The 24,804-nt window shown below is 61.5% G+C and carries 22 protein-coding genes and 2 pseudogenes; 11 read left to right on the forward strand and 13 right to left on the reverse strand.

Annotated elements, in window-relative coordinates:
- The first annotated feature begins 949 nt into the window (after nucleotides 1-949).
- The 4 genes from OG921_RS04545 (at nucleotide 950) to OG921_RS04560 (ending at nucleotide 3,018) form a co-directional block, all read left to right on the forward strand.
- Nucleotides 950-1,348, forward strand: coding sequence for a hypothetical protein (locus OG921_RS04545; RefSeq protein ID WP_266111190.1), 399 nt, complete (start codon nucleotides 950-952; stop codon nucleotides 1,346-1,348).
- Between the two features lie 120 nt (nucleotides 1,349-1,468).
- Nucleotides 1,469-1,921 carry a hypothetical protein gene (locus tag OG921_RS04550; RefSeq protein ID WP_266111191.1) on the forward strand — a complete coding sequence of 151 codons (453 nt, stop codon included), beginning with the start codon at nucleotides 1,469-1,471 and terminating at the stop codon, nucleotides 1,919-1,921.
- 71 nt (nucleotides 1,922-1,992) lie between these two features.
- Entirely contained in the window at nucleotides 1,993-2,304 is a 312-nt protein-coding gene (locus OG921_RS04555; protein ID WP_266111192.1) for a hypothetical protein, read from the forward strand.
- A gap of 447 nt (nucleotides 2,305-2,751) precedes the next feature.
- Nucleotides 2,752-3,018, forward strand: a complete 267-nt coding sequence (locus OG921_RS04560; RefSeq protein WP_266111193.1) for a hypothetical protein — start codon at nucleotides 2,752-2,754, stop codon at nucleotides 3,016-3,018.
- Between the two features lie 188 nt (nucleotides 3,019-3,206).
- On the opposite strand, the gene OG921_RS04565 is transcribed toward OG921_RS04560, so the two are convergent.
- From OG921_RS04565 to OG921_RS04585, 5 genes and pseudogenes are all read right to left on the reverse strand, one after another.
- Complete coding sequence (locus OG921_RS04565) at nucleotides 3,207-3,692, reverse strand: hypothetical protein (RefSeq protein ID WP_266111194.1); 486 nt, start codon at nucleotides 3,690-3,692, stop codon at nucleotides 3,207-3,209.
- Between the two features lie 21 nt (nucleotides 3,693-3,713).
- On the reverse strand, nucleotides 3,714-4,361 hold the full coding sequence (locus OG921_RS04570) for a C1 family peptidase (protein ID WP_266111195.1): 648 nt from the start codon (nucleotides 4,359-4,361) through the stop codon (nucleotides 3,714-3,716).
- 26 nt (nucleotides 4,362-4,387) lie between these two features.
- The gene (gene groL, locus OG921_RS04575; protein ID WP_266111196.1) at nucleotides 4,388-6,448 is read right to left on the reverse strand and encodes a chaperonin GroEL; all 2,061 of its coding nucleotides are present in this window, start codon (nucleotides 6,446-6,448) and stop codon (nucleotides 4,388-4,390) included.
- A 710-nt stretch (nucleotides 6,449-7,158) separates the two neighbouring features.
- Nucleotides 7,159-7,332, reverse strand: a pseudogene (locus tag OG921_RS04580) (IS1380 family transposase); the annotation flags it as partial.
- A 503-nt stretch (nucleotides 7,333-7,835) separates the two neighbouring features.
- Nucleotides 7,836-9,470: a caspase family protein gene (locus OG921_RS04585; RefSeq protein WP_266111197.1), complete on the reverse strand. Its 1,635-nt coding sequence runs from the start codon at nucleotides 9,468-9,470 to the stop codon at nucleotides 7,836-7,838.
- 361 nt (nucleotides 9,471-9,831) lie between these two features.
- On the opposite strand from OG921_RS04585, the gene OG921_RS04590 reads away from it, so the two are divergent.
- Nucleotides 9,832-10,224 carry a hypothetical protein gene (locus OG921_RS04590; RefSeq protein WP_266111198.1) on the forward strand — a complete coding sequence of 131 codons (393 nt, stop codon included), beginning with the start codon at nucleotides 9,832-9,834 and terminating at the stop codon, nucleotides 10,222-10,224.
- 324 nt (nucleotides 10,225-10,548) lie between these two features.
- On the opposite strand, the pseudogene OG921_RS04595 reads toward OG921_RS04590, so the two are convergent.
- Nucleotides 10,549-10,702 (reverse strand): annotated as a pseudogene (locus OG921_RS04595) (ATP-binding protein); the annotation flags it as partial.
- On the opposite strand from OG921_RS04595, the gene OG921_RS04600 reads away from it, so the two are divergent.
- Nucleotides 10,637-10,831, forward strand: a complete 195-nt coding sequence (locus tag OG921_RS04600; protein WP_266111667.1) for a hypothetical protein — start codon at nucleotides 10,637-10,639, stop codon at nucleotides 10,829-10,831. The pseudogene OG921_RS04595 and the gene OG921_RS04600 overlap by 66 nt on opposite strands.
- A 237-nt stretch (nucleotides 10,832-11,068) precedes the next feature.
- The gene (tcmP, locus tag OG921_RS04605; protein ID WP_266111199.1) at nucleotides 11,069-12,235 is read left to right on the forward strand and encodes a three-Cys-motif partner protein TcmP; all 1,167 of its coding nucleotides are present in this window, start codon (nucleotides 11,069-11,071) and stop codon (nucleotides 12,233-12,235) included.
- On the opposite strand, the gene OG921_RS04610 is transcribed toward tcmP, so the two are convergent.
- From OG921_RS04610 to OG921_RS04625, 4 genes are all read right to left on the reverse strand, one after another.
- Nucleotides 12,232-12,978, reverse strand: coding sequence for a DUF5131 family protein (locus tag OG921_RS04610; RefSeq protein ID WP_266111200.1), 747 nt, complete (start codon nucleotides 12,976-12,978; stop codon nucleotides 12,232-12,234). The genes tcmP and OG921_RS04610 overlap by 4 nt on opposite strands.
- A gap of 271 nt (nucleotides 12,979-13,249) precedes the next feature.
- Nucleotides 13,250-14,170, reverse strand: a complete 921-nt coding sequence (locus OG921_RS04615) for a hypothetical protein (RefSeq protein ID WP_266111201.1) — start codon at nucleotides 14,168-14,170, stop codon at nucleotides 13,250-13,252.
- Nucleotides 14,171-14,865: 695 nt separating this feature from the next.
- Entirely contained in the window at nucleotides 14,866-16,104 is a 1,239-nt protein-coding gene (locus OG921_RS04620) for an IS256 family transposase (protein ID WP_266111612.1), read from the reverse strand.
- Nucleotides 16,105-17,023: 919 nt separating this feature from the next.
- On the reverse strand, nucleotides 17,024-17,659 hold the full coding sequence (locus OG921_RS04625) for a hypothetical protein (RefSeq protein WP_266111202.1): 636 nt from the start codon (nucleotides 17,657-17,659) through the stop codon (nucleotides 17,024-17,026).
- 499 nt (nucleotides 17,660-18,158) lie between these two features.
- On the opposite strand from OG921_RS04625, the gene OG921_RS04630 reads away from it, so the two are divergent.
- Nucleotides 18,159-18,653 (forward strand): hypothetical protein, encoded by a 495-nt coding sequence (locus tag OG921_RS04630; RefSeq protein WP_266111203.1) that lies wholly within the window; start codon nucleotides 18,159-18,161, stop codon nucleotides 18,651-18,653.
- Nucleotides 18,654-18,795: 142 nt separating this feature from the next.
- Here OG921_RS04630 and OG921_RS04635 read toward each other — a convergent pair whose 3' ends face one another.
- Nucleotides 18,796-19,413, reverse strand: a complete 618-nt coding sequence (locus OG921_RS04635; protein WP_266111204.1) for a GIY-YIG nuclease family protein — start codon at nucleotides 19,411-19,413, stop codon at nucleotides 18,796-18,798.
- A 199-nt stretch (nucleotides 19,414-19,612) separates the two neighbouring features.
- Nucleotides 19,613-20,335, reverse strand: a complete 723-nt coding sequence (locus OG921_RS04640) for a DUF2510 domain-containing protein (RefSeq protein WP_266111205.1) — start codon at nucleotides 20,333-20,335, stop codon at nucleotides 19,613-19,615.
- A gap of 628 nt (nucleotides 20,336-20,963) precedes the next feature.
- On the opposite strand from OG921_RS04640, the gene OG921_RS04645 reads away from it, so the two are divergent.
- The 3 genes from OG921_RS04645 (at nucleotide 20,964) to OG921_RS04655 (ending at nucleotide 23,642) form a co-directional block, all read left to right on the forward strand.
- Entirely contained in the window at nucleotides 20,964-22,271 is a 1,308-nt protein-coding gene (locus OG921_RS04645; protein ID WP_266111206.1) for a hypothetical protein, read from the forward strand.
- Between the two features lie 57 nt (nucleotides 22,272-22,328).
- Entirely contained in the window at nucleotides 22,329-22,949 is a 621-nt protein-coding gene (locus OG921_RS04650) for a uracil-DNA glycosylase (protein WP_266111207.1), read from the forward strand.
- A 543-nt stretch (nucleotides 22,950-23,492) separates the two neighbouring features.
- Nucleotides 23,493-23,642: a hypothetical protein gene (locus tag OG921_RS04655; RefSeq protein ID WP_266111208.1), complete on the forward strand. Its 150-nt coding sequence runs from the start codon at nucleotides 23,493-23,495 to the stop codon at nucleotides 23,640-23,642.
- A 6-nt stretch (nucleotides 23,643-23,648) separates the two neighbouring features.
- Here OG921_RS04655 and OG921_RS04660 read toward each other — a convergent pair whose 3' ends face one another.
- A complete protein-coding gene (locus OG921_RS04660) occupies nucleotides 23,649-24,539 on the reverse strand; it encodes a hypothetical protein (protein ID WP_266111209.1) in 891 nt (296 codons plus the stop codon).
- Nucleotides 24,540-24,804: the final 265 nt, after the last annotated feature.

The raw sequence follows: 24,804 nt of genomic DNA on the forward strand, positions 1-24,804 counted from the left end.
TCCCCCTCGACCCGCCCCAGCTGTCACGCAGTGCGTGTGGCTCGGTTCCGGCGTGCGCATCGCCTCGGACGTCGTGACCAGTCGTCGAGGCGATCGGCTCCGTGCAACCCGGGGCACCTCGGTCTCGCCGGGACAGCGTTGGGGGTCTGGTCGCACCCGCCCACGTCGGCGCGTTGAGCAGAATCGACCGTAGCAATCGTTTGGCTACGGAATTCGTTACACTCGGAGCTCCAGATTTGCCCACCGTGCGGCTGCGTTATGCGCAGCCCCACAGCAGGTTTCCGTCGATCGTGTCGGCCGGCGCAGTTTACCGCCCGCCACGCCCCCTCCGCCGTGCTAGCGTTCCGCAAACAATTTCAGCTATCGGGGCATGGACGAAAACGGAAGCCCATCGTGGCCAGTCTATAACACCGCTTTAAGTGCGGCCGCTAAAGGCGGCCCCGCTGGGTCCGCCGGCATCGTCGGCGGGTCCGGCGGCGAGGGCGGTGATGCCTCAACCCAGGGAAGCGGAACCGCTTACGGCGCAGCCGGCGCCGACGGCGCGTTTGGCACCAATGCGGGTGGACACGGCGGGAACGGTGGGAATGCCGACAGCGCACAAGGGCCCGCCTACGGCGGCGACGGGGGCAACGGAGCAACAGCGGCGGCGATAGCTTCGGCAAAGGCGGTGATGGCGGCGACGGCGGTGACGCGATCGCCTCGTACGGCGACGCAAAGGGCGGCAACGGCGGCGCTGGCGCCATAGGCAACGACTTCGGTGGTTGGGGCGGCGACGGCGGTGACGCGACCGCCTCGTACGGCGACGCAAAGGGCGGCAACGGCGGCGACGGCGCAAGAGGCGGTTACCAGGGTGGTTCGGGTGGTTGGGGCGGTGATGCGACCGCCTCGTCGGGTGACGCAACTGGCGGCATCGGCGGCGACGGCGCACCGAGTGACGTACCTTCCGTTGATGATATTGAAGCGCGCTTTCGACCAGGTCACGGCGGACCGGGCGGTCGTGCGACGGTTCATCAGATATCAGGGAGGGGCCGGAACCGCCATCGACGGCCAAGACGGCGCGACGGCCGTCTCCACCGCCGCACTCTACGACCGACTTCGCAAGGTGACCAAAAACGAGCACGGCATCTATATTGAGAAAGTCCGCGGTACTGACGATGAAGATCGTCTAATCGTCTATATCGGCGGAATGACATCGGACTTTATAGGCCCAAATCAGCCGTGGAGTGAAAACCTCGGTGCGGCGCTATGGGCCGATCCCGATGAGAAGCTGTTAGCGGTGCTAGATGAAGCCGTCGAAGCTAATCCAGGGTACCGATTATCCTCGTCGGCTACAGTCAAGGCGGCATAGATGCGCAGAATATTGCGACTTCGGGACAGTACGCTAAACGTCACAAACGTTGTTACGTTTGGAGCGCCGATAACACGGCCGTCCTCTGAATATCCGTCCAGCGTCCACGTGCTACATATCGTGGCTGAAAACGATCCCGTACCATATCACTTCAGAGTTCCGTCGGCGGTGGTTCAAGATCAGGTGTTCTACTCCAATGGGGGCGTTGTTCCGGACAATACCGACCCCGTACTGAACAGTATATTTCGTGTCGGGTATGTGAATGTACATACCGACCTCAGAACCTATAAGAATTTGGGAACGCAATTCGACAATCTGGATTCCGGATTCGAAGATGTAAAATCGGATACGGCGGATGCATTCTGGGGCGAAGTAATTTACACCTGGGAGAGACTGGGCAAGGCGTCCATTATTTCTCAGCGAATACGTTACCGCGGCACTGTCAAGGTGGTGGGTTGGCTGGTCGCTGCCAGGTTCGGTGGTCGTGATCGCCGCAACGTCGTCGTACAAGGGGCACCGCTACCCGAGAGATCCCCGCCCACTGCGTGTGGCTCTATCACCGGTTCCCGCTGAGCTTTTGCGAGGTCGAGGAGTGAACCGCGCCGGGTTTGATGCCGTTTCCTTCCTTGAGGAGGATGCAGTTCATGCCCAACCGATACCCGGCCGATCAGCGTGACTGTGCGGTGCGAATGGCGCTCGATCACCTCGACGAGTACCCGTCCCCGTACGCGGCGTGCAAAGCCATCGGCCCCAAGCTCGGCATCGGAGTGGAGTCGCTGCGAGCGTGGACGCGGCAGGCCCTAATCGACGCCGAGCAGGTACCCGGCGCCACGACCGCGGAGCAGCAGCGGATCAGGGAACTCGAACGCGAGAATCGAAACCTGAAGGAGGCCAACGAGATCCTGAAGGCGGCCTCGATCTTCTTCGCGAGAGAACTCGACCCTCGCCACCGCTGATCTGTCAATTCATCGATGACATGCGTGCCGCAGGGCACCCGGTCGAGTCGATCTGCGCCGTGCTCACTGAGCGCGGCGTCCAGGTCGCCGGACGCACGTATCGGAACTGGAAGCCGCCCCACCCTCGCACAGGACCCTAGCCATTACCGCTGATGGCCGCGCGTGACTTGAACCACCAGCCAACCATCACCGGGTTGTGATTCCCAGTGCCGTGAGACGCAACGGGATCGAACTCCGTGGCGCCATCGACTAATTGGTCAAAGCCGGCGGGCGCGCTGGCGGTATCACCTCAGTCACACCACCTGTCAGGCCGGCAGACCAGACGGATGTGAGATTGTCGGCGTAGGCCCGCCCGCCCGGCGGAGTCGTTGGTCATGACTGGGCTGGCTGCACTGCCTCGATGGCGGCGTCGAGTAAGTCGATCTGTGTCCGAACACGATCAGCGTCGTGCTGTCCGCTGAGTTGATGAAGTGCCTGCACAATTTTCGCCAGCCCGCTCCGGAGGTCGAGAACCAGGTGATTCTGAACCACTTCGGCCAGCAGTCGATCGAGGCGTTCGAACGCAACGACAAGCTCGCGGGGATGTGTAGTAGTGCGGTCACCTCAAGGTCGGAGTCGGACAGCCGAAGTTCCACCGATCCAAAACTACTCGATCTGACTTTCTCGCGGGACAAGGCCGGCGAGCTTGAGCTGGCCGCGTGCCCAGTTTCTTAGTGAATCGGCGGTGCGGGTGGACCGGCGTACTTGACCTGAGCGACGTAGTTGACAGGTCACATGCCTCCTCCAATGGCGATTGGCGTAATCGGCATAGTGGCAACGCTCGGTTCCGGTTGCGCGCGGTCAAGGGCGTACCTTGCGGAACGGCGCGCGGGATTCGCAATGGCGAATTACGGGTAGCTTCATTAGGCGAGGACAGGCGCACGATCATACTTTTTAGCTAGCCCTGAAATTACTATGGCAACCAAGACCAGAACTGCCGGCTTCATCCAGCCGTTTTGGTCGCCAAATGAGTCAGCTGGGCTCCCAGGAAGCGCGAACACCCAGGCCGCAAATGAAATGGGGGCGGCGAAAATCCGAAACCAGGGAATGTCGCTACGCGGAATGCGCGTGTCGACCTCATCAGCTTTCACGCTTAGTCCCCAGAAGACAACGAATGGGGAGAGAAGCGTGAAAATTATCGCGACTGCCCAGGCGACTTCTATCTCGTCGGGGATCATAGCAGCTATCAGCGTGTACCCACCGACAATGTCGCCTGGTATAAACGTGAGCAGTCTATCTCGCCATTCGGCTCCTCCTGTTGAGGGCGATTGCTCCGGCGGAGCTAGCTGGGACTCGGCACCAACCTCCACTTCTTTTAGCGCGCTGTAACCCATCCCAAATGCTGTCATGACTACCCTTCCTCGAGCGGCTTACAGCAACTCATCGACTACCACAGCCAACTTTCCATACTTCTGCACGTATGCGGTCGATAGCAAGGCGTATCCTCCACGAGCCCATCCGATGCCCCACGAGTTACGAATCAGAAAGTAGTCCCCTCCTCCGACGACCGCCTGCCCAATCACACCGACCGCGTGATAACCACCGCGAGGTAGATCCCCGTCTTCAAGGTGAACAATTCCGCGTTGGTCAGCGAAGAATAGCGAGGACATTAGCTCGAGACCGAGTAGCACCGGATTCCCTTGCTGCAGCTGCCTCAAAATATTTTGCGGGGAAGCCTCGATACGAGCCATTCGGGCGCGCTTCCAACTTAGATCGGTCGATGTCAATAGGACTGAGGCACTCCCTGACTGGACAAGTTGACGATATTCCACCCTGCTGAGTTGACCACTATTTTCAAGCGCGAGAATAGCGTGCCTGAGCTTGATGCCCGTCGCTCCCTTATTGGCGGTCACAAGAATCAACGATGCCTCGCTCAGATCCTGAATCGAGTTGACAAATCGCTTGAGTTCGTGCAGCGCAGTTGTCGCGAAAGCGACGCAAGAATTGGCGCGGATCTCGGGATCAGCTTGATCCCTGGCCGGCCATGAATCGAGTGCGGCGGGTCGCAGGTCAATCACAACCCGTTCCTGAGAACCCCAATCCATCAGAAGTCAACCGGCCCAACTTCGATTGTCCCAAGTGGAGCAGCCAACGGGTGTATATTGTCTGCGGTATTCGTTAGTCGAACAGCGACCAGCACTGTCGCTTTAGGTGGCAAATCCGTTTCCCACGGTCGTCTTAGCTCGAATACGATCGTCGCAGGTTCATTCGCGTACGCTGACAACAAAGTTGTATCCAGTGCAAACGCGTACGTTCGGTCGACTTCCATGTCGAATAACATGTCATCCTCATCCTCATCCTCATCGTCGCCTCGGGTAGGTGCAGCGCTTTGTACAATGTCGCCGTGAGCCGTCAGCCGAAGCAGGCGTGGCATACTCCGCAACTCCCAGACGTAGCCCGACGAAGGCACCTCGGCCAGGGTAACCGCAATCCGTTGGCCAGCACGAAGATTGACCTGAGCTTCAAAGTCGGACTGGGATCCAACTCTAACGTGTTCGACATATTTTGGATTTTGGGCCGACACCCCGGTCGACGGGTCTTCCGGTTTGTCTGCAACAACCGCTTCGGTAGTGAGGAACAGCAACGCGATGGACGCCGCGTTCTCCAGCGCTGAACGCGTCACCTTGACCGGGTCGACAATCCCCGCCGCAAACAGATCCTCCACTACGCTAGTCGCCGCATTTAGTCCAACGCCCAGCGGAGCATTCCGGACCTGTTCGACGACAGCGTGCGGTTCTATTCCCGCGTTGATAGCGATCTGCTGCAGTGGAGCCTCCAACGCTATCCGGACGATCTTCGCGCCGACGATCTCGTCACCAGCTAGGTCAACCTGGTCCACGGCAGCGGCAGACTGCAGCAGGGCCACGCCACCACCGGCGACGATGCCCTCTTCGACGGCAGCCTTGGCGTTGCGCACGGCATCCTCGATGCGGTGCTTGCGCTCCTTGAGCTCCACCTCGGTGGCAGCTCCGGCCTTGATCACCGCAACACCGCCGGCCAGCTTGGCCAGGCGCTCCTGCAGCTTCTCGCGGTCGTAGTCGGAGTCGCTGTTCTCGATCTCGCTGCGGATCTGCGCGACGCGCCCGGCGATGGCGTCGGAATCGCCCGCGCCCTCGACGATGGTGGTCTCGTCCTTGGTGACGACGACCTTGCGCGCCTGACCGAGCAGCTCGAGGCCTGCGGTCTCCAGCGAGAGGCCAACCTCTTCGCTGACGACCTCGCCACCGGTGAGGATGGCGATATCGGCGAGCTGCGCCTTGCGACGGGCACCGAAGCCCGGCGCCTTGACGGCGACGGACTTGAAGGTGCCACGGATCTTGTTGACGACCAGCGTCGACAGGGCCTCACCCTCGACGTCGGCGATGATCGCCAGCGGCTTGCCGGACTGGATAACCTTCTCCAGCAGCGGCAGCAGGTCCTCGACGGTCGAGATCTTCGAGCTCACGAGCAGGATGTAGGCATCCTCGAGCACGGCTTCCTGGCGCTCGGCGTCGGTCGCGAAGTAGCCCGAGATGTAGCCCTTGTCGAAGCGCATGCCCTCGGTGAGCTCGAGCTGCAGGCCGAAGGTGTTGGACTCCTCGACCGTGATGACGCCTTCCTTGCCGACCTTGTCCATGGCCTCGGCGATGAGCTCGCCGATGGACGGGTCGCCGGCCGAGATACCGGCGGTGGCAGCGATCTGCTCCTTGGTCTCGACCTCCTTGGCGGTCTCGAGCAGGCGCGCGGTGACGGCCTCGACGGCCTTCTCGATGCCGCGCTTGAGGCCGAGCGGGTTCGCGCCGGCCGCAACGTTGCGCAGGCTCTCACGCACGAGCGCCTGAGCGAGCACGGTGGCGGTGGTGGTGCCGTCGCCCGCGACGTCGTCGGTCTTCTTGGCGACCTCCTTGACGAGCTCGGCGCCGATCTTCTCGTAGGGATCCTCGAGCTCGATCTCCTTGGCGATGGACACACCGTCATTGGTGATCGTGGGGGCGCCCCACTTCTTCTCCAGCACGACGTTGCGACCCTTGGGGCCCAACGTCACCTTTACTGCGTCGGCGAGGCTGTTCAGGCCACGCTCGAGGCCGCGACGGGCCTCTTCGTCAAACGCGATGATTTTGGCCATAGCATCCGATCAAATATTGAGAACGACCATCATCAGCGAAAATACATGGTCGACTCGCAAGGCGCATAGCTATATGGGATCGTTTGTGGCCGAGCACCCGCCGTCGCCGAGGTGCAGTGTGCCGTCCCCGGACCTCTGACCTCACGACGACGCCACCACACTGATGTTCACGTTTTCCAATGACGCTTGGCAGCAATCTGCGAGACGCGGTTCGCTGTCCTCTGCCAGGCGCCTCGAACCGACTGTTCGTTACGAGGGACCAGATTCGGCTCCGTTGTCGACGGACTCTGAACCGGTGGTGCTCACTAGAATGCCGCAATCCAGCGGCCCGCCGCGAATTCCCGCTCATCATCAAACCGCTCATAAACGAAGCGCAAGGAGCCCGAGTCTAGGTCGTCATCCAAACCGACTAGAACTCAATGCGAATTCCCGTCGCAAACACCGAGGCGATATCGGCCTGGACATTGGCGCCGAATTTAATGCCATCGACCACGTAATCGATGAAATCAGCTTCGTGGCAGAGAAACTCGCCGCACTAACCTATACAGCAACGGGCTCCTATCCGGCGGCGACCGAGCGTCGCTATCGCCTTCGCCGACGACGCCCGCGGTCGCGTCCCGGTGTCGATGGGGCGATCGCGCCGCCTGAGGTTCGTCATGAATAGCTCGACTATAAAGTGACCGCGGAGGGTCGTGCGTTCAGCTCTGCGGCGGATCGTGCGAGGCCAGCGGCTTGCGCCACCGGCTCAGCACACCCGACAATTCGCTGATCAGGCCGGCCTTCTCGGCGGTGCGCAGCAGCACCACCGCGCCCGCGTGAGACACGACACCGGAACCGGTAGCCGCTACCGACAACTGCGGGTAGGGCGACGTAGACTTACGCACCAGAAAGGTGACCTTCCACGAGGGTGAACACGGACCTCAGCAATCCGCATTCTCCCAGGCAGGGTCACCTTCCCCATGTCCGACACACAAACTCGCTGAATCAGCGTGAAATCTCCGGGCTAAGGCCCTAGCAATGACGTAGCGCCTGCGAGCAGCCCTCCGATGATTATCAGTAAGATGCCGAGGAAGACGATCCTAAGGCCGACGGGATGCTTAGCGAGCGCATCCGCGAGTTTTGCGAGACTGTCGATTGTTGCCGAGAGCCCCTTTGTGCGTGATCGCGTGTCAAATTGCTCCCGTGCGGCTAGGAGACTTCCTGCGATTACCATTAGTAACCCCACCAGTATCACAACAACGCCAACTATGGCAACGACATCGGACACTTTTCTCCTCCCAATCGAATTGCTAAGTTCTGACCATATCCAGATCGAGCTCCCTATAACGCAACGCCTGATATTCCGACGTAATGGATCTTATCGGAATCAGCCTTCGCGTGTACGAGCTCAGACGCTATGTCGCTGGCGCGCCAGTTTGCCATGAAGTGGTATGTATTCGCCGGAACCAAGGACCGCGCCTGCAGTTCCGATCGCCAACGCGCACGCTGTGGAAAACCAGTACGAGTGAACCTCATAGATCGCAGTTCCTGCATTAGCCAACAAGCATAAGAATAAAAGAGCGAGCATTCCAGCCACGACCACCTTCGGCGAGCGGAAGTACCAAGCCGTCGACAGCGCGAGTCCAATTGCGATGTAGATAATTCCATCGTAACTCTGCATTCCCGAAGGGTACTCCCAGTGTCCATTTGCGGTCGCAGTTTCGACCGGGACCACGTTACCGATAATTGTGAGCGCTCCAGCTGTGGAGATGGCTTCGTCGCCGCGATTGAGCCAACGAAATGCGAACAGCAGAAGAGTCGCGCCGAGGCAGGAAAGGCAGACAATCCATTCCCACATGACGTATCCGCGACCTGATACAGGAGACAGCACGATTGCCAAGGCGCCGATAAAGACAGCGTACTGGACAGGGCGTAACACTCTCGGCGGACTTGCCCTTAGCGTCTCAATAATTTCGCGCCGTGGCAGGTATGTAATCTTGTGATACCAGAAGTATGCGGCTTCGATCAGGGATAATGAAAGCAGCGCTCCGCCAACGAGGACAGCACAAAGGGCGACTAACTTTTCGTCGTCTCGATTGCCAACGTAGGTCGAAATCGTTGACAGCGTGTAAGCTCCCGTTGAGAACGCTAACATACTGGCCAGAGCTACGGGAACCCACCGCCGGACATCTGCACGCGTAATGTCCCCTCGGCTTCTAGGGGATAGTGCGAGTCCTGCAGAGAAGCCTTCCTTAAAAATCGTCGTTGGTTGGGCGTCTGGCGCTTGCGTGATTCTCGTTGCGATGTCGGCGCGGTCCTCACTTGTATGGGAGATCCGTCGCGCAATCCGCACAATACCTGAGCCATCAAAATCCCGCTCGGGACGAGGTGCGTTAGGTGGGACACGGTCCTGCAAATCTCGCATCAGGTCGTCGATGTCTACGAAGCCGTCACTGTTGGCATCGTCTGCACCGGATGCCAGGCTCTGAATTAGCGCAGCTGTAAACGGGCTTGGAGCTCCGCGTTCGGAGGCGTCTAATGCACGCTCTGTAAGGGTTGTCGCGGTAATGACGTAACGTCCTTCTCCGCTGAGTTCACGTAGTGCCACATCATCGATTGTATTTCCTTTGAAGCCTCCGCTATGGCAACAATCGAGAATGATTACCGATACCCCCGCCTTGCTGGCGTGGATAATGTCTGAGATTAGCTCAGTGCTAATGCCAGTTGCGCGAATAGAGTGGCCGATCGAATCACGCCCGCACAGATATAGTTTTTCGTTCGCTATCAAGCCGTGGCCTGAGAAGTACAGAAGCACTGTGTCGTCGTTAGACGCTCTCGAATAGATGCGGTCGATAGTCTCTAGAATTTCTGATTGCCCATTTTCGAACAGGACGTCTACATCGTCTATTTTGAATAGTCCTGTATCCGCATCTGTCAATTGACGCCATAGCCCCAGGCCATCGCTGGTCGGCCCGTTGAGCGCAGGGAACCGCGCAGGGTCGGCTGGGTACACGGAGTTGCAGATCAACAGTGCTCTGTACACCTTTGTCGTCCTCCAGATTTGGCGCGCGTGATGAGCTACCTTAGGTGACGTGGCGGCCCCTGTCGGGAGCAGCGCGCCGAATCGTGCGCCGTAGATTCATCGACCAGTGGGGGACCATCGGGTGTGAACACATCCGGACGAGGTTGGTAGTATCGGCTGTTCGCACGGCGCAGATCCGACTTGACCTCGTATTTTCACGGAGGCCGCGGCGATCACCACGGTCCGCAAGTACGCCTGGGCGGCGGCCGATGAGCACGCCCCCGACCACAGCACCACCGCCAAGAGCCCGTGATCGTGGACCTCCATGCGAATTTGGTGACGGCACGCTCGGACAAGGAGCAGGCGGGGCACCAAACTCCAAGTGAAGCTTCGGATTTTCACCCATTGTGCGTATTCGCCGACCACGGTGACGGCGGCACGCGGGACCGGTAGCGATGCTGCTGCGTCCCGGCAGCGCCCGTTCAACACTGCCGCGGACTACGTCACCATCATCAAGATGGCGCTGGCGAGGCTGCCATCGAATCTGGGCGACCGGGTCGCGCGGATAGTCCTGATCCGCGCCGACGGCGCAGGCGGCGCCCAGTCACGGTTCGCCGACCACGACGGGCCGTGCCTGGCCGCGTTCGTCACCAACACCGCCCGCGGACAACTTGCCGCTCTCAATGTGCGACACCGGAGCCCAGGGCCCGACCGCGAGGACCGCATCCGCACCACCAAACGGACCGGTCTACAGAGTCTTCCGCTGCATGGGTGAACCAGAACCCGATCTGGCTAGAAATCGTCCAACTCGGGTACGAACTGACCGCGTGGACCCGAATGCTGGCCTTCACACCGACCCGGCCAGGTGCAGGGAACCCAAACGGCTACGCCTACGGATCTTCTCCGCCGCCGGTTCGCGTGCACGTCGCCGATGGCTGAGGGGGATTGCCCGCATGCCGTACGAGCGCACCGCAGTTGTTGTGGTGCCGACGGAACCGGGCACGGGGTTACTGCGTCGACTCAGATATGGATGACGAATTCACCTGTCAACGTCGCCTGAATGTGAACCCTATTTCGACGGGTGAATCTGGACCCCTTCCTAGGTTTGTTTGGTGGTCGCGGGGACGCGGCCGAGGTCTCGGTCTTTGAGTCGGTAGCTGTCGCCTTTGAGGGAGAAAACCTACGGCGTGGTGCACGAGGCGGTCGATCATCGCCGCCGCGACGACGTCGTCGCCGAATACCTCGCCCCAGCGAACTGCAACTGCCACAGGGACAACCGGGCGAGGCTGCACAGCCGCCTCAACTACGTCGCGCCCGACGAATTCGAGGCCGCCCACTACGCTCAACAAACGACACTCCAGCCGGAGCCGTCACCAGCATAGGAGCGGCACGAAACCCGGCACGGTTCAGCCAGCACCGGGCCAGCCATGTAAAGACTTTCAGACGATTCAGTTCAGTCCTGGGGACAGCGCAGATCCGTGAACACTTGACCGACACCGGCACGAAGGTCGCCGTCGAGGTGGTCACTGAACTCCTCCTCACGGTGGACGCCGACTCCTAAACACCGGCGCTACTGTCCACACCCGGCTGTTCGGGGCACGCGGCGCGGCTACCCGGCAGTGGCCATTCTGGTAGATACGCTCCACCTTGACGGGAGGAGCGCCGAAGTGACACGCAGAGAAGACTTGCGCTCCCAGACCGACTACAAATCGGACCCGCATACCCGCCTCAAGCATGCGTTCTACCGGCGGTACATCGCATGCTGGATGGGCAAGGTGCTGCAAGGCAGGTGGGCAAAGCCGGGGACGATTATCGACGGGTTCGCCGGTTCAGGCATGTACTCCGACGGGCTCGACGGCAGCGCGATCATGACCGCAAAGCTGTTCCGCGAACACATCTGCCGCCCGAACTTCCAGCCGCTCACCTACGTGACGAACGACTTGGACCCGCGACGCTGCGAGGCCCTGGACGGACGCATGAAGGGTCTGCCTCTAGACGACGGCATTCAGCACGTGCCGGTCGGCCCGAAGAAGTTCGAGGACATCGTGGGCGAGGTGCGGCAGAAGCACGCACCTCGGGGCAAACAGGCTCTATGGATCATCGATCCGTACGGGCTGAAGCAGATCCCGTGGTCCATCGTCTCCGAGACAGTGACGGTTCCCAAAAACGACGCCGTGATCACGTTCATGGCCGACGAAGCGCACCGCTACCGAACCAACCCCGCCATGGTGTCGGTGATGGGCAGCCTCTACGGCGACGACTCCTGGAAGAACGTTCCCGATAGGCTCACCACTGCGCAGTCCAAGGCCGCGCTCGTCAAGCTCTACTGCGACAAGCTCGAAGCGCTCGGGTGCCACACCTCATCGTTCGACGTTGACGTCGCGCGCCGGTACACCCGGTACTCACTGATCTTCGCAACGCATCATCAAGCTGGTCTCGAATGCTGGAACTCTGCCAAGTGGTCCGCGGACCCTACGAGCGGCCGCGGGGCCAGCGCCGCCACGGCGTTTCAACCAAGCTTGCTCGAACCTGACATCCAACCCCTGATCGACGACTTCCGGAAGCGCATCGGTGTTCACGACTTCACCGCGCTGGTCAGCCGGGCGCAAATCCTCGGTCACACAGAACCTCACGTGCGCACCGCCCTCGACGAGTTGTTCCGCGAGGGACTCGTGGTCCGATTGTCTCCGGCAACCGCGCCGAAGAACTCACCGTGGCCGGCCACGTGCCGTATTCGAATCTTCGAAGCGGGACCGGATGAAGGAGAGGACGGCGGTGCTTCCTAACCCGTTGCTGCGCTGGGCATCTCGTCCCACAGCTGGCCTTCTAGCTCGCGTCCGGCCGCCTTCGGGGTGCGGCCACCCCACTGCTTGAAGAAGAACGGCACCTCAGCATCTTGGCACGCGTCGCGGATGCCCTGCGCCCAGGACAGCTGCATCGGTCGGTACCGCGGACCGGACTCGCCGCCGGCGATCACCCAGCCGATACCGGTGAGATCAATCCCATCGAGCGGCCCGAGCAGCGGCTCACAGGACAGGAACCGGACGGCGGCCGGAACCTCGCGCAGATGGTCAACGCGTGACAGGGCCTGGGCGTTCTCCACCGACACCCCCATCCAGAGGTTTTTCGGCCAGTCCAGCTTGTCGGCGACCCGACGCAGACGCACACTCCGCTTGGTCAGCACCTGGTAGGTGTGTTGCGGGGTGTCGCGGCAGACATCGAACACTTCGCGGATGAAGTCCAGCGGCACCCGGGCGTGGAACAGGTCACTCATCGAGTTCACGAACACCACGCGCGAGTTGCGCCAGCGCCGCGGCTCGTCGAGGGCCTGTTGGTGGACCGTGACACCAAAGCCGGGACCGGAAGTGCGCGGGTCGCCGTCGACCTGATACTTCGCCGAACCCATCGCCTTCAGGCGCTTAGCCAGGGTCATCGCGTAGCAGTGATCGCAACCGGTAGAGACGCGGTCGCAGCCGGTTACTGGGTTCCAGGTCGCCTCGGTCCACTCGATCGCCGACCGGTCCGCCATCGCATGCTCCCCTTACCTGCGGTTTCCTGCATCCGCCGCCACTCTATGGTGTGGTACTGACGAGCCAAGCGGTGCCATTGTGACCGGTGTGTCGCACCTGACTCCCAGCGGGCGTCCCGCTGCCCGTCTACCGTGCCGGCTGGATGAACAGCGACCGGTGAATTGCTCACCCTCCGGACAGCCGAACGGCCCCCAATCGAGTGAGGCCAGAACTCGTGCGCCTCCTCGCTGTACGCAAACAGCGGCACTCTGTGTCGCGCCGCGCGTGCGCTCACCTAGTGCGCCCCGAGGGTTTTGGCGGTTCGACCAAGTCTCGCCACGACGACGCAATATGCGTCTCGGTCCCGACTGCAATATCTTCAAGCGAATGCAGCCGGACGCCTTCTGGCAACCTGCGGTTTGTCGCGTCGGTCAGCGTGGAAAACCAATTGCCGTCTGACGATAGGTCGTTGCATACATTGATCGCAGCGACCGTTTCCCCGACCACCGCGAATCGTACGACACTTCTCCATTCGAGCAGTCGCGCATCGCTTGTACAGTCCAAAACCGGCGCCCACTCGTCAACGATCTCGAATCTTCGAACTAACTTGAGCAATTCGCTCCATCTCATTACTTGCTCGATTACAAGTCCCGAAAATGATGCTGAGGTTTCCCAATGATCCCCGCGCCTAATCGCGATGTAGTTGTACCACCCGGCCATGACAAACCGGACAACAGATCCCTCCGGCGGTTCGGGAATTTCGACCGCCGAGCGGCGCGTCTTCGGAATGAGATCTCGCGGCCGCATATATTCGCTAAGATCCGAAACGTCGTACTGCAGAGGATCTTCGCACTCCGCTATGAGTCGGGGAACGACGACCGGTGGACCATCGAGAACGTCTGGAGTCGCTTCATCCCAGCGGATCCCATCAATCCGAAGCTTTGGTCGAGACTCAGTGCGTTGAATATCGCCCCAACAAGCAACAGTGAGACCCTTGTGGGCAAAATATCGTATCAGCGGAAGGTATCTCTGGCTCATCGGGGAGCTCAACTCGCCCACCTTCAGATTCGAAATCCGAACTTCGACGAACGGCGTCGATCTGCTGGCCCTTAGGTTGGCTTCGTGGAGAGTTGCGACAACCAAGGCATAGTCGTTTCGCGCGACGTATTTTTGTATTTCGTTGCAATACAGATCCTGCTTCGAAACTTGCACGATAGCCGATTTTGGCAGAAGTGTGTGCGGCCCCAGCGGAGGCCCATTCTGGGGTATGGCTTCGATTGGATCATCGAACGCGATATTAATGATCGACTCAATCTCGTGCCGGCCCCAGCGGTCAAATTCGAATGCCCAAATTCGGCACCTAGTTATCGGAATGTACCCAGATGCAAGGATCCTCCGGAGTGGTTGCGCCCATTTCTTAGAATCGCTCCTACGGATATATCCTACTGTTCGCCCTTTTACTCGAACCGCAATGCTCCAAGGCCCGCGAAGGCCGTCCGGTTCGCAAACTAGTTCAGCATCTACAAATAGCGTTTCAGCGGCCTGATCTAAATCGCCTGAGAAAAGTGATTGGATCGCTGGAAGGTGTTTCTTCTTTACGGGAACGTTATAGTCGCAAGCCTCTCGACGCTCCGTCCATATACGATACCTCGGCACCGAGGAATCTACTCCTGCATCGACCTGTCCATCAGCAAGCGTCACGGTCGATGACGTCGTACGGGATCCCACGGTTGCCTAGTCGTACGAGATCCCACGGTTGTTAACAGCAGGCCTAGTCGTGCCGGACGCGCTCGACGGCGATGCTCGATCTCGGCCCTCGATATGAGTACCTGGAGAGGGATCTCCGGCGTCAGGTCAAGTCCCGTGAGGTGGTGTACGACGTCGTCGCATGATTCCTCGTCTGATGGTTATGCGGTCAGTGCCGCTGGTGTCACCTCCTCGGTGGGTTCGGGTGTGGTGAGGGTGGCGCGGGATCGGGCCAGCACGTCGAGGCCGAGGTAGCGGCGGGCTTCGATCCATTCGTCGTGTTGCTCGGCGAGGACGGCGCCGACGAGTCGGATGAGGGCGGTGCGGTCGGGGAAGATCCCGACGACATCAGTCCTGCGCCGGATCTCCTTGTTCAGTCTCTCCTGGGGATTGTTGGACCAGATCTGGCGCCAGATCTGCTTGGGGAACGCGGTGAACGCAAGCAGATCGACCCTGGCCGCATCGAGGTGATCGGCGACCTTCGGAAGCTTCTCCGACAGGGCATCGATCACCCGATCATATTGGGCATGAACAGAATCGGCGTCGGGATGGTCGTAGACCGAGTGCAGGAGCGCGCGCACCCAGGGCCAGGAGTTCTTCGGTGTCTGGGACATGAGGTTGGTCGAATAATGCGTCCGGCACCGCTGCCACGCGGCCCCGGGCAGGGTGGCGCCGATCGCCGACACGAGGCCGGCGTGGGCGTCGGAGGTCACCAGTCGCACCCCGCTCAGACCGCGGGCGACCAGCGACCGGAAGAACGCCAGCCAGCCGGCGCCGTCCTCGGCGGAAGTCACCTCCAACCCCAGGATTTCCCGGTAGCCCTCGACGTTCACCCCGACCGCGACCAACGCGTGCACATTTACCACCCGCCCGTTCTCGCGGACCTTCAGGACGAGGGCGTCGGCGGCGACGAACGTGTACGGGCCGGCGTCGAGAGGCCGCCCGCGGAATGCCTCCACCTGGGTGTCGAGGTCCTTGGCCATGACACTGACCTGTGATTTCGACAGTGAGGTGATGCCGAGCGAGTCGACGAGCTTTTCCATCCGCCGGGTCGAGACCCCGAGCAGGTAGCAGGTGGCCACCACCGAGGTCAGTGCCCGCTCGGCGCGTTTGCGGCGCTGCAGCAACCAGTCCGGAAAGTACGAGCCCTGACGCAGTTTGGGGATCGCGACGTCGAGTGTGCCGGCGCGTGTGTCGAAGTCGCGGTGGCGGTATCCGTTGCGGGAGTTGATGCGGTCCGCGGAGCGTTCACCGAAACCTGCCCCGCACAGGCTGCCGGCCTCGGCGCCCATCAGTGCGTCGATGAACGTGGACAACAGGCTGCGCAGCAGATCGGGGCTGGCGTCGGTGAGGCGATCGGTCAGGAACTGGTGCAGGTCGATATCGTGGGCAATGGTCATCGCGTGCTCTTTCGTCGAGTCGAGTTGGTAGCTCTCTCGAAGAATCACGCGGTGACCACCTACATTCCGGCTACGACACGCCGGGCACATCCTGAACCGGCTCGTACACCATCCTCATGGACGCAACCCGGCGTCAGACGTCCACGGTCGGCACCTCGTTGCGAAAACGATGCCGGAACGATGATCACCGCGGTGGGCCCCGTTAGCCCGACCTGCACGGGGTCTGATGCGCTGGTTATGGTGTCGGCGCACAACCGGGAGCCCGACCCTGTCGGGTTGCGCAGGGGTCCACGACTCCGGTGGCCCGTCGGTTTCGCTGGTGTTCGGGGGTCGTGGTCCGGAGGTCGGCACGTCAACGGGTCGAGGCGAGTCAATTTGGCAACGAGCACGTCGGACCAGGGTGCTGCAGCGACGAACCCAAAGCCGTGTCAACCCCGTCGTCGTCGCGCCGGCCGCAGCGCTACCTACCAGGTAAACGTCATACTCGCTGTTATCGGCAGTTGAAAATCGAACCCGTGTTCGAGACCTGCGAGGTTGGGAGCGCAACGGCCCAGTCGGCGGCACACACGCCGCGGAAAGCGCCCCGGCCGACGCGTCACAGCACGCAGGAAGTCTGGACACGTGCTCGAGACATGGCCGGTTTCCTTCGCCCCGGGCCAAGGGTCGACCCGCTCCTAAGGAATGACTTGAACACGGTCGGGCTGACAGGATTTGGCCCCTGCGACCACTTGACCCCCAGAACTGGTGTTCACCCGTTTATGCACGTCACGCACGATATGCGCGAAACCAACCGCCCCACCGACGTGCAGAAAGCGCGCACCGTGCATGACGTGTGGTCCATAGCTGGTCCACAACAATCCTCGATTCGAGGATTGCGAGAAGTGGGTGGGTCGAAACACGACTGAATAAACTCCTCTTCTCAGTAGCCGAGTTGCCGACATGTCGCGGCGTCCATCGTCCCTTGCTCACACGCCCACCGCGACTGGATTTCGCCGCTCGTGGGGGCGTCACCACAGGCCGTACCGCATCGTTCGTACCCCTGCATCACGCCGTCGCCGTTCTCGTCGGTCCAGGTGTCGGAATCCTGATCCCACGTTGGCACGCCGGCATTGCTCTCGGCGTCCAGGACCACGTCGCATTCGGCCTGGGTCATCGGTCGGTAGCCGAGCCCGGGACACGGGCTCGACTCGGACACATCACTGTGCGCCGCGTCGTAGCCGGTCATCCAAACGTCGGCACAGTATTGAGTCCAACCCGTGGTGCCGTCGGTGTAGAAGGTGGTGCCCTTCTCCTGCACGCCGTAGTCACCGCAATACTCGATGACCTTCTCCCCCGCCGCCGCGCAATAGGGTGCCTGCACACCGTCGGTCCCGATGTCGCAATCACCGGCTTGCGGATTCGCTGCCGCGGGGCCTGAGTCGGTCGCCTCCGGCGGGGCGGCATCGGTTGCCTGCTCGACCGGGGGTGGCGGCGCGGGCGTGGACGTATTCGGTTCGGCCGTCTGCACGGCACCAGCGGTCGTCGGGGTCGCCGCACCCGGTGCTCGTTCTCCCACCGAGCCACACGCAGCGAGCAACAGCACACAAGCACCGATCGACGCAACAGCCACTCCAATGGCGGTCCGACCACGTCGGCACCGACTCACGAGTTGAATCGTCACGACTACCCCCACCAACTCGAATGACCGTGAGAATTCCGAAATCGGTCTCACTGGAATAGGATACGATTCTTGAGACGCCGTGCTACGGATCGCGGAGTAACCACCCTGAATGGCGACGCTGAATAAAGCCGTCGTAGGGATTCGTTGAGCCAGCGATCGCTCCCGACGCCCAACCTCGCGGGGGTCCATCCACCTTCGTAACAAATATGCGGGTCTGCCCGACAACACACTCGAACGCTAGTCCGTCGTGCATTCCGAGGCTGGTCCCGCGGTCGTTACACCTAACACGATGCACCTAAGTTCGCGCGGAGCGAACGCGAGTCACGCGGTGCTGGAAGATCGCCACCCGCTCGAGAACACAACGACCAAACCGAAAACGCGCAGGAAGTTCATCATGATCAAAATCATCAGCGCCGCGATCGCTATCGGCGCAACTTTCGCCGTCTCGGCATTGAACAGTGGGACGGCGCACGCCGACGCCCGCTTCAATATGCTGCATGCGCAGGTCACCTACGTGGCACAGCACGAGTCCTACAACCTCTTCAACCAGTTCACACCCGGAGGCTGGTACTTTGTGACGCCGGTCCGAACCGACGGCTCCGAAGGCGCGACGATAAAATTCGACGTCCGAGACGCCGACGGCGTCGGCGGAACCGACCGTCAGGACATCTGGCTCACAGAAGAATTCAGCGCCGTCCGAGTCTGGACCCCTGACCACCTTGCGATTAGCGCATCCTGCGACATGCTCAAGCGTAAGAGTTCCGGCGACGGTGCTGCTCGCCAAACCTACGATGTGCAGTACTGGTCCGGCGCCGAGACCAATCCGCGCGCCCAGGCGGCGTACTGTGCTGGTCCGCTCGGGGGCTCGGAGCAGGAAGCTCTCTGGTAACAGCCCACCATCGGGTCACCGCTGCTCGGCGTTACCGATCGTCGCGTTTACCCTATTGCTACGTTCGCACAAATCCGCGACCGCATGGCGATCGTGATATCGATGCTCCCAAGCGAGCGTTCGCCGCGATTCCATCGATCTGCTACACGACTCGGGACCGCCCTGGATTCGGCAGAACCGGCAACTCGTTTGCGTGCCGAACCGCGGCCGCTCTGACCTCCTTCAGCTTGGGGTAAAACGCGTTGTGACTGTTGGTGTCGATGTTGAGCGGCACGTCGAGGTACTGGATGAGTTCCTCTTCGACCACCCACGGCGTATCGCAAGCGATCCAGGATACGAAGGCATTGGCTTCCAGCCAACGGTTGAGGATGGCTTCTCCGGTTCCAAAGTGCCGGCGCGTGCCAGAGCCGTAGCGCCTGAGGTCGATACCGAGTTCGGCGCCCAGCAGGCAGCCCAGTGTCTTCCGCAGCGTCGATCCTTCGGCATTGCCTCGGTAGTGGTAGGTGATCCGCGTGCGCAACGTCTGCCTGCTTGGTGCCCGGCCGTTCTGCGGCGGGCGCCGCGGACTGATCCCCGTGTAGAGCAGCGTCAGACCATCACGCGTCCGGCAACCGCTGGTATCGATGTCCGCGGGTAGCTCACGGAACCACCAGCCGTAGACACCGGCCGCAACCGGGACAGGGCAGGGGCGTGCGAGCACCTGGGCGCGAGCGAAGACCGGGGCGATCAGATACTCGTCGAGGCGAGCCGGAACGGACACGCCGGGATCCTTACACAGCGCACCGACAGATGGTTGTACTCGGCAATATGTCCTGGCATGCCGAGCGAGTGAGTAACTGCACCGTCGCGGCCAATAGCCGAAAACAGCACCGACGCGGGCCCAAGGTGTCGTGACGCGCGAGCGGCCACCGACGACATGGGCACCGCGAACGAACCGGTCACGCGTCGCCCGCGCCGGATCACGGTGTCGTGCCGGTGACCTCGGCGATGTAGGCCTGGAACTCGGGTGCGGCGAGCTCACCGCCCATCGAGGTCGGGTACGACGTCTCGCCGTTCACGCGCACGTGCAGCGTTACGAGATTCCCCTCGACGACCTCGGCCAGCACTCCCGGGTCGTCGCCGATCACGATCGCGTTCACGTCGTAGTCGTACCAGTCCGCCGGCTGCCCGCCCGCACTGATCCGCATGGTGTCTGCTCCGGTGTTCGCATCGAACTGCGAGACACGCCCGTACACGACGATCCGCTCACCGGTGTGGGCGGCGGGATCCTTCGCGAGAATCGCGAAATCCTGGTCACTGATCGGCGCATAGTTGGCAGGGTCGGTATTGCGAGCGCGCTCGGCATCGACCGCAGCCCGAGCGGCACTGGAGGCTTGCGCAGCGCTGGTGGCCTCGGCGGCGCGGCGCTCGGCCTCGCCCCGCACTGCCTCGGGCGAGATGGTCTCTGTCGCGGAAGTGGTGCTCGCGCTGTTCTTTTCGTCGTCCGGGCCGACGAGCACGCCGATCACGATGAGGACAACAACCGCGCCACCGATAGCGAGCAGCACCTTGCCGGCACCCGACCGCTTCCGGGGCGGTGGCTGCTGCGGGGCCCATTGCGCTGGCGGTGCCCATTGCCGACCGTCCCACCAGCGCTGTCGCCGCGGGTCCTGCGGATCCGGGTACCAACCGGGCTGTGTCATCGAACGCCTACCTAGGAGATTGCCCTGCGGCTCGGATCGCTTTCGCTATACCTGTCACCCGCGAAGATCGCGGTGTTACATGCGGGTGAAACGCTATGCCCCACAGGAAGTTGCCCGCGTGCGAGAAACCTGCGGACAACACCGGATTCGCCACCTCCGCTGCAATCGAAGGGTGCTCATCCCGCTCTGATCGAAGCGCTGATCACAACTCCCAGCGCGACGCGCGTGACCCGCGCGGTGGGTCACGGTCGTTCCCGATGCCTCACGGCGGCATGGTGGCGATCACCACCGGACCAACCCAGCCTGTCATCCGGTTCGGGAGCTGGCCCGACCCAGCTGGCCGGCTCGCACAGGTCGATCCGCGGCAGTACCGCCGGCCTTGTCCTCCCCCTGGCTCCGGGCCTTCGGTCGTGCGCAACACCCGTCCGGCGTCTGCCAATGTCGATGTATCGACCATGACCTCGGACGGCGTTGGTCGGCGACACGTGGACCGTGTTCACCGTGCGCCGTCAGCACGCAAATCCGCGCCCCTGCCGAGTCAACGTTGCGGGATCGATCATTTGACCTTCCGAACCATTTCCTCGCTCTACTCGATTACGGTGAACAACAGTTGCGAGGAAGGCTCACCGTGGTCGACGAGAACGCGAACCAGGTACCGGTGTGGACGCTGGCAACCCGAGAAGTGAGCGTCCCCACCATTGCAGGTGACGAGCCCATGTCGCCCGAACGCCTCGAGGAACTGCGGACCGTGCTTGCTGTCCTAGCCGATGCTCCGATCGTCACTCTCGAAGCGCACCCGCTCCCCAAGTCGGTCAATCTCAGTCAAGGCATCCACCTCGAAAGTTCGAGCCCGCTGGCCACCCACTTGTCCCAACTGATCACCGAAACGCCAGGAGCAGCCCCCGTCGTGGGCATCGGCACGAGCCTCGAGACGCTGTATCGCATGATTGTGCCGGCAAAAGTCGCGGCACAGATCGGCACCGGGTTCATCAAGCCGATGCTGTCGAAGACGGAACCCGGCAGTGTGCTTGGTGCGCTCATCGGAACCTCTGGCAGGGCAGCCAAGGAGACGTTCGTGCCGGTCGCCGGAAAAGCGGCGGTGGCCGGCACAACGACTGGCTCCGCCGCGACGGCCGGCGTAGCAGTCGGAGGATCTGCCGCACTCACCGTGGCCGCGCCACTCGTCATGCTGGCTGTAGCCGTCGGGGTGAGCGCCCAGGCTGATCACAAGCGCCAACGGGCAGTCGAGAACATCACCAAACTCCTGGAGAAGCTCCACAGCGACTCGCTCGAAAGTGAGAAGAGCCGGCTCAACGGATGCCGCGACGCCATCGAAAAAGCTACTGCCGTTCTCCTCGACCAAGGCCGCGTCGGCGCATCGCTGGGATTGGACTCCGCAGTGCACTCCATCAGCGTCGCACTCGCGGATGCCGAACTGCGCCTGCAGAAGTGGCAGCGCGGCCTCAAGACACTGCAAGAGGGGCGGGTCGAACTTGCCCCGCTGCGAAAGGAATTCGCTGGAATCGATGAAGAATCCGGTGAGTTCCGCGCGCACCTCGAACTCGCCAGCCTGGCCATCGCCCTGAAGAAGCGCGTCATCGTGCTCCAGGCGGTGGAGCACGCGCAGATGGATCGATCCAACTCGTTCGACAGCTTTGTCCGCACCCTGAACCGTGACCAGCAACGCGTCGCGAAGCTCGAAACGGATATCGACGCCCTCCTGCATGGCTTGTCGATGCTCGAGTTGGACCGCTCGCACGGAGTGCGAGACGTCGTGTTCAAGGCCGGCGACGTCGACAAACTACTTCGCACATCCCGTCGGCTACGCGAGCTGGGGAGCGGCATCGACACCACCGATCGTCAAACCGACGTGGCAATCGATATCGCGCGCAGCTCCGACGCGTCCATCGTTGTCCTACCCGCTCGCCCGGCATAGAACTGGGTTGGTCGATGCAGCCTGGTTAGGTCGTTTCGCCAGGGAGGAGCAAGTCGAATGCCGAACGGGCGCAACGCTGATCCCAGAGTCGTTGCAGAGAAGCTATCCCGGATACAGGAACCGCACGTCGGTCCACTCAACGAGCTCTCCGACCGGATTGCCGATTCTCTCAACCTGCCGCGAGGTTACGTGCCGTACGTCGATCCCGATTTGGGAGGGATCAATGCACGGTTGTTGGTGCTGCTGGACAACCCCTCCACAAAGGCTGAAGCGGGGACCGGCTCCGGACTGTTGAGCCTCGACAACAACGATCGCACCGCCCGAAACTGCCGCGAGTCGTACGCAAGACATGGCGTCATGTGGTCAGACGTTGTCCACTGGAACGCCGTCCCGTTCCCCGTGGCCGGTGTCCGGAACGGCGGTTCGACACCGGGAGAACGCGACAAGGCGGCCAAGTGGACTCGCGCATTCGTCGACCTGTGTCCACGACTCGAAATCGTCTTGTTGCTGGGAGTCGCCGCACGTGATGGATGGGCGCGCGCGACAATCGATCGGGAACTGTATGTCGTACCGGGGAATATCCCGCATTGCTCAGACCGGGGATTGAACTCTCCGGGCGGGCGGGACCGCTTCGAAGCCGCTGTCGTGCAAGTCGCGACAATGCTCCGCAGTCATTGAGCAATGCGGTTCACATGTGCGGCCGCAAGCAGCCCGCCAGACGCCTCACCTACCCCGGAGAACGGTCGTAACCAACACTCCCCCGCGCGCGTAAGGCCCCACTCGCATTGCGCTCGCGCGAAGCCGCTTGCGATTTCTGGTGGGTGCCGCGGTTGTTGCAGTGTAGCGGCGTCGCCTTCAGGTCGGGCCGGGCCGGTCCGCGTCAAACGTCTACCTGGACTGGCGCACCTGATAGCAGCTGGATCGGACTCGACGTTCGCTTCAAAAGGCCCGTAGAAGCAAGAGCTGTCATTAAGTTCCGAATGCCTAGTACGCAATGCTAGTCAACCTGGCACTTCCAGCGAAGGCGATATATATTCACCCAGGGACGCCCGGTTCCAAATTTCAGACCACTACTTCCCATCCGAAAATGCCGAGGGCGAAGTTGTTTCCAAATCGCCGTCACTTATGCTCCAAATCCCACACGGAGGATTCGAACTGATGTGGACGAAATATACAGGTCTCAGCTCGTTGCCTACTTCAAGAATGCAGGATCCCCCAGCGATGAAGCTGCTCAAAGGCAGACAAGGCGCTTTCACGATTGAAGATTTATCTAACGTTCGGCTGCAACCCTCGGCTTCGGCCGCCGAACGCGGAAAGGTGCTCTATCTGAACTTTTCGAAAGACAGGCCAGAAGGTGCAGCCACAGACTGACCCTCCTCAGAGCGTCAGAGTGTGGCTGTATTCGCGAGGCTCGTTCTCCTCCTCCCACCGCAAAATCACTCGCTGAGTCAGCGCAACACCCATGTGAAGTGCAGTGATGATGCCAACCTCCGTTCCTGGAGCAATCGCCTCGAAATGCGCCGGATTTCGATCCTCGGTGTGCAGAAATGGCGCGTCTCCCTGCCCTCCTGGCTCGAGTTTGACAGTCACGTTGTAGGCGGTCCGATCACCGGCATTGCGAACGACAATCCGTTCCCCCTTCTTACGGGTTCTCGTCCGCCCCTTTGCGTCTGTCTCTGTCACTTCGCGGAAGTCGTATCGCGCCGTGAGCTGCGCGCCCGATTGCTTGCCAGCCACGGGGGTCTCGGCCGGGTCCGCATTGATGGCGGCAACGTCTGCTTCCAATGACTGCCGTACGAATCCACGAACGTCATCCTCGGTCGTGAAGGCACGGTATAGGCCGCGCGGGCCAAGCGACTCACGGAACCGACGAAGGGCGGCATACTGGTCCGGGTCGTGGTCGTGAGGGACCGGTGCCTCCGAGAAGAAGACGTGCACAGGAAGACCATCTTCGATCGCCTTCTCGACTTCCTCGGCCGTCCCCGAAACAGAACGTGGGGTGGGCGTTCCGAGCTTGGCATGGAACACCGCGAACACGATGTCAGCTTGGTCGACCAGCTGTCGGTTGATCTCAGCCTGCCCGTCGAGACCGAGTGAGAAAGACGAGACAGTGTCGGTCGACCAATGGCGCGGTAGCAACACCACACTGCTGTGGATGGCACGCTCGCGGTTCCAGTCGTAGATGACCTTCTCGATCAGATCAAGGTGCGGTCGAACGTCGCCGGGTCCGGAAAGCATGACGTTGACAGCAAGACTGGTGAAAGCCACGTCGTTCGTCCTTTGCAGTCTGGCGGGTGCAAGGCAGCACAGGTTCCGCGGGTCCTGCGCCGATCGTAGAGGTGGATTGTCCCTCGCCCGTCGCCGCAATCGCTGTGTCGCAGACCTTCTAGAGAGTCGGGCGCCGGGATCGCCTACATACCCGTTAGGCCCGGCCCCGCGGTAGTGCAGTTTCCGCGCCTCCTGCCGTCAGGTATGTCGCGCGGCAATCTCCATGAGAACGCATTGGCGAGTGCTACGTGAAGGGGTTTGTTCG

Source organism: Aldersonia sp. NBC_00410, from assembly GCF_026342035.1.
Classification (GTDB): Bacteria; Actinomycetota; Actinomycetes; order Mycobacteriales; family Mycobacteriaceae; genus Aldersonia.

Coding starts and splice junctions, on each gene's coding strand:
- OG921_RS04545 (WP_266111190.1), top strand. CDS start 950: ATGATATTGAAGCGCGCTTTCGACCAGGTCACGGCGGACCGGGCGGTC.
- OG921_RS04555 (WP_266111192.1), top strand. CDS start 1,993: ATGCCCAACCGATACCCGGCCGATCAGCGTGACTGTGCGGTGCGAATG.
- OG921_RS04565 (WP_266111194.1), bottom strand. CDS start 3,692: ATGACAGCATTTGGGATGGGTTACAGCGCGCTAAAAGAAGTGGAGGTT.
- groL (WP_266111196.1), bottom strand. CDS start 6,448: ATGGCCAAAATCATCGCGTTTGACGAAGAGGCCCGTCGCGGCCTCGAG.
- OG921_RS04610 (WP_266111200.1), bottom strand. CDS start 12,978: ATGGCGGACCGGTCGGCGATCGAGTGGACCGAGGCGACCTGGAACCCA.
- OG921_RS04620 (WP_266111612.1), bottom strand. CDS start 16,104: ATGACCATTGCCCACGATATCGACCTGCACCAGTTCCTGACCGATCGC.
- OG921_RS04630 (WP_266111203.1), top strand. CDS start 18,159: ATGATCAAAATCATCAGCGCCGCGATCGCTATCGGCGCAACTTTCGCC.
- OG921_RS04640 (WP_266111205.1), bottom strand. CDS start 20,335: ATGACACAGCCCGGTTGGTACCCGGATCCGCAGGACCCGCGGCGACAG.
- OG921_RS04650 (WP_266111207.1), top strand. CDS start 22,329: ATGCCGAACGGGCGCAACGCTGATCCCAGAGTCGTTGCAGAGAAGCTA.
- OG921_RS04655 (WP_266111208.1), top strand. CDS start 23,493: ATGAAGCTGCTCAAAGGCAGACAAGGCGCTTTCACGATTGAAGATTTA.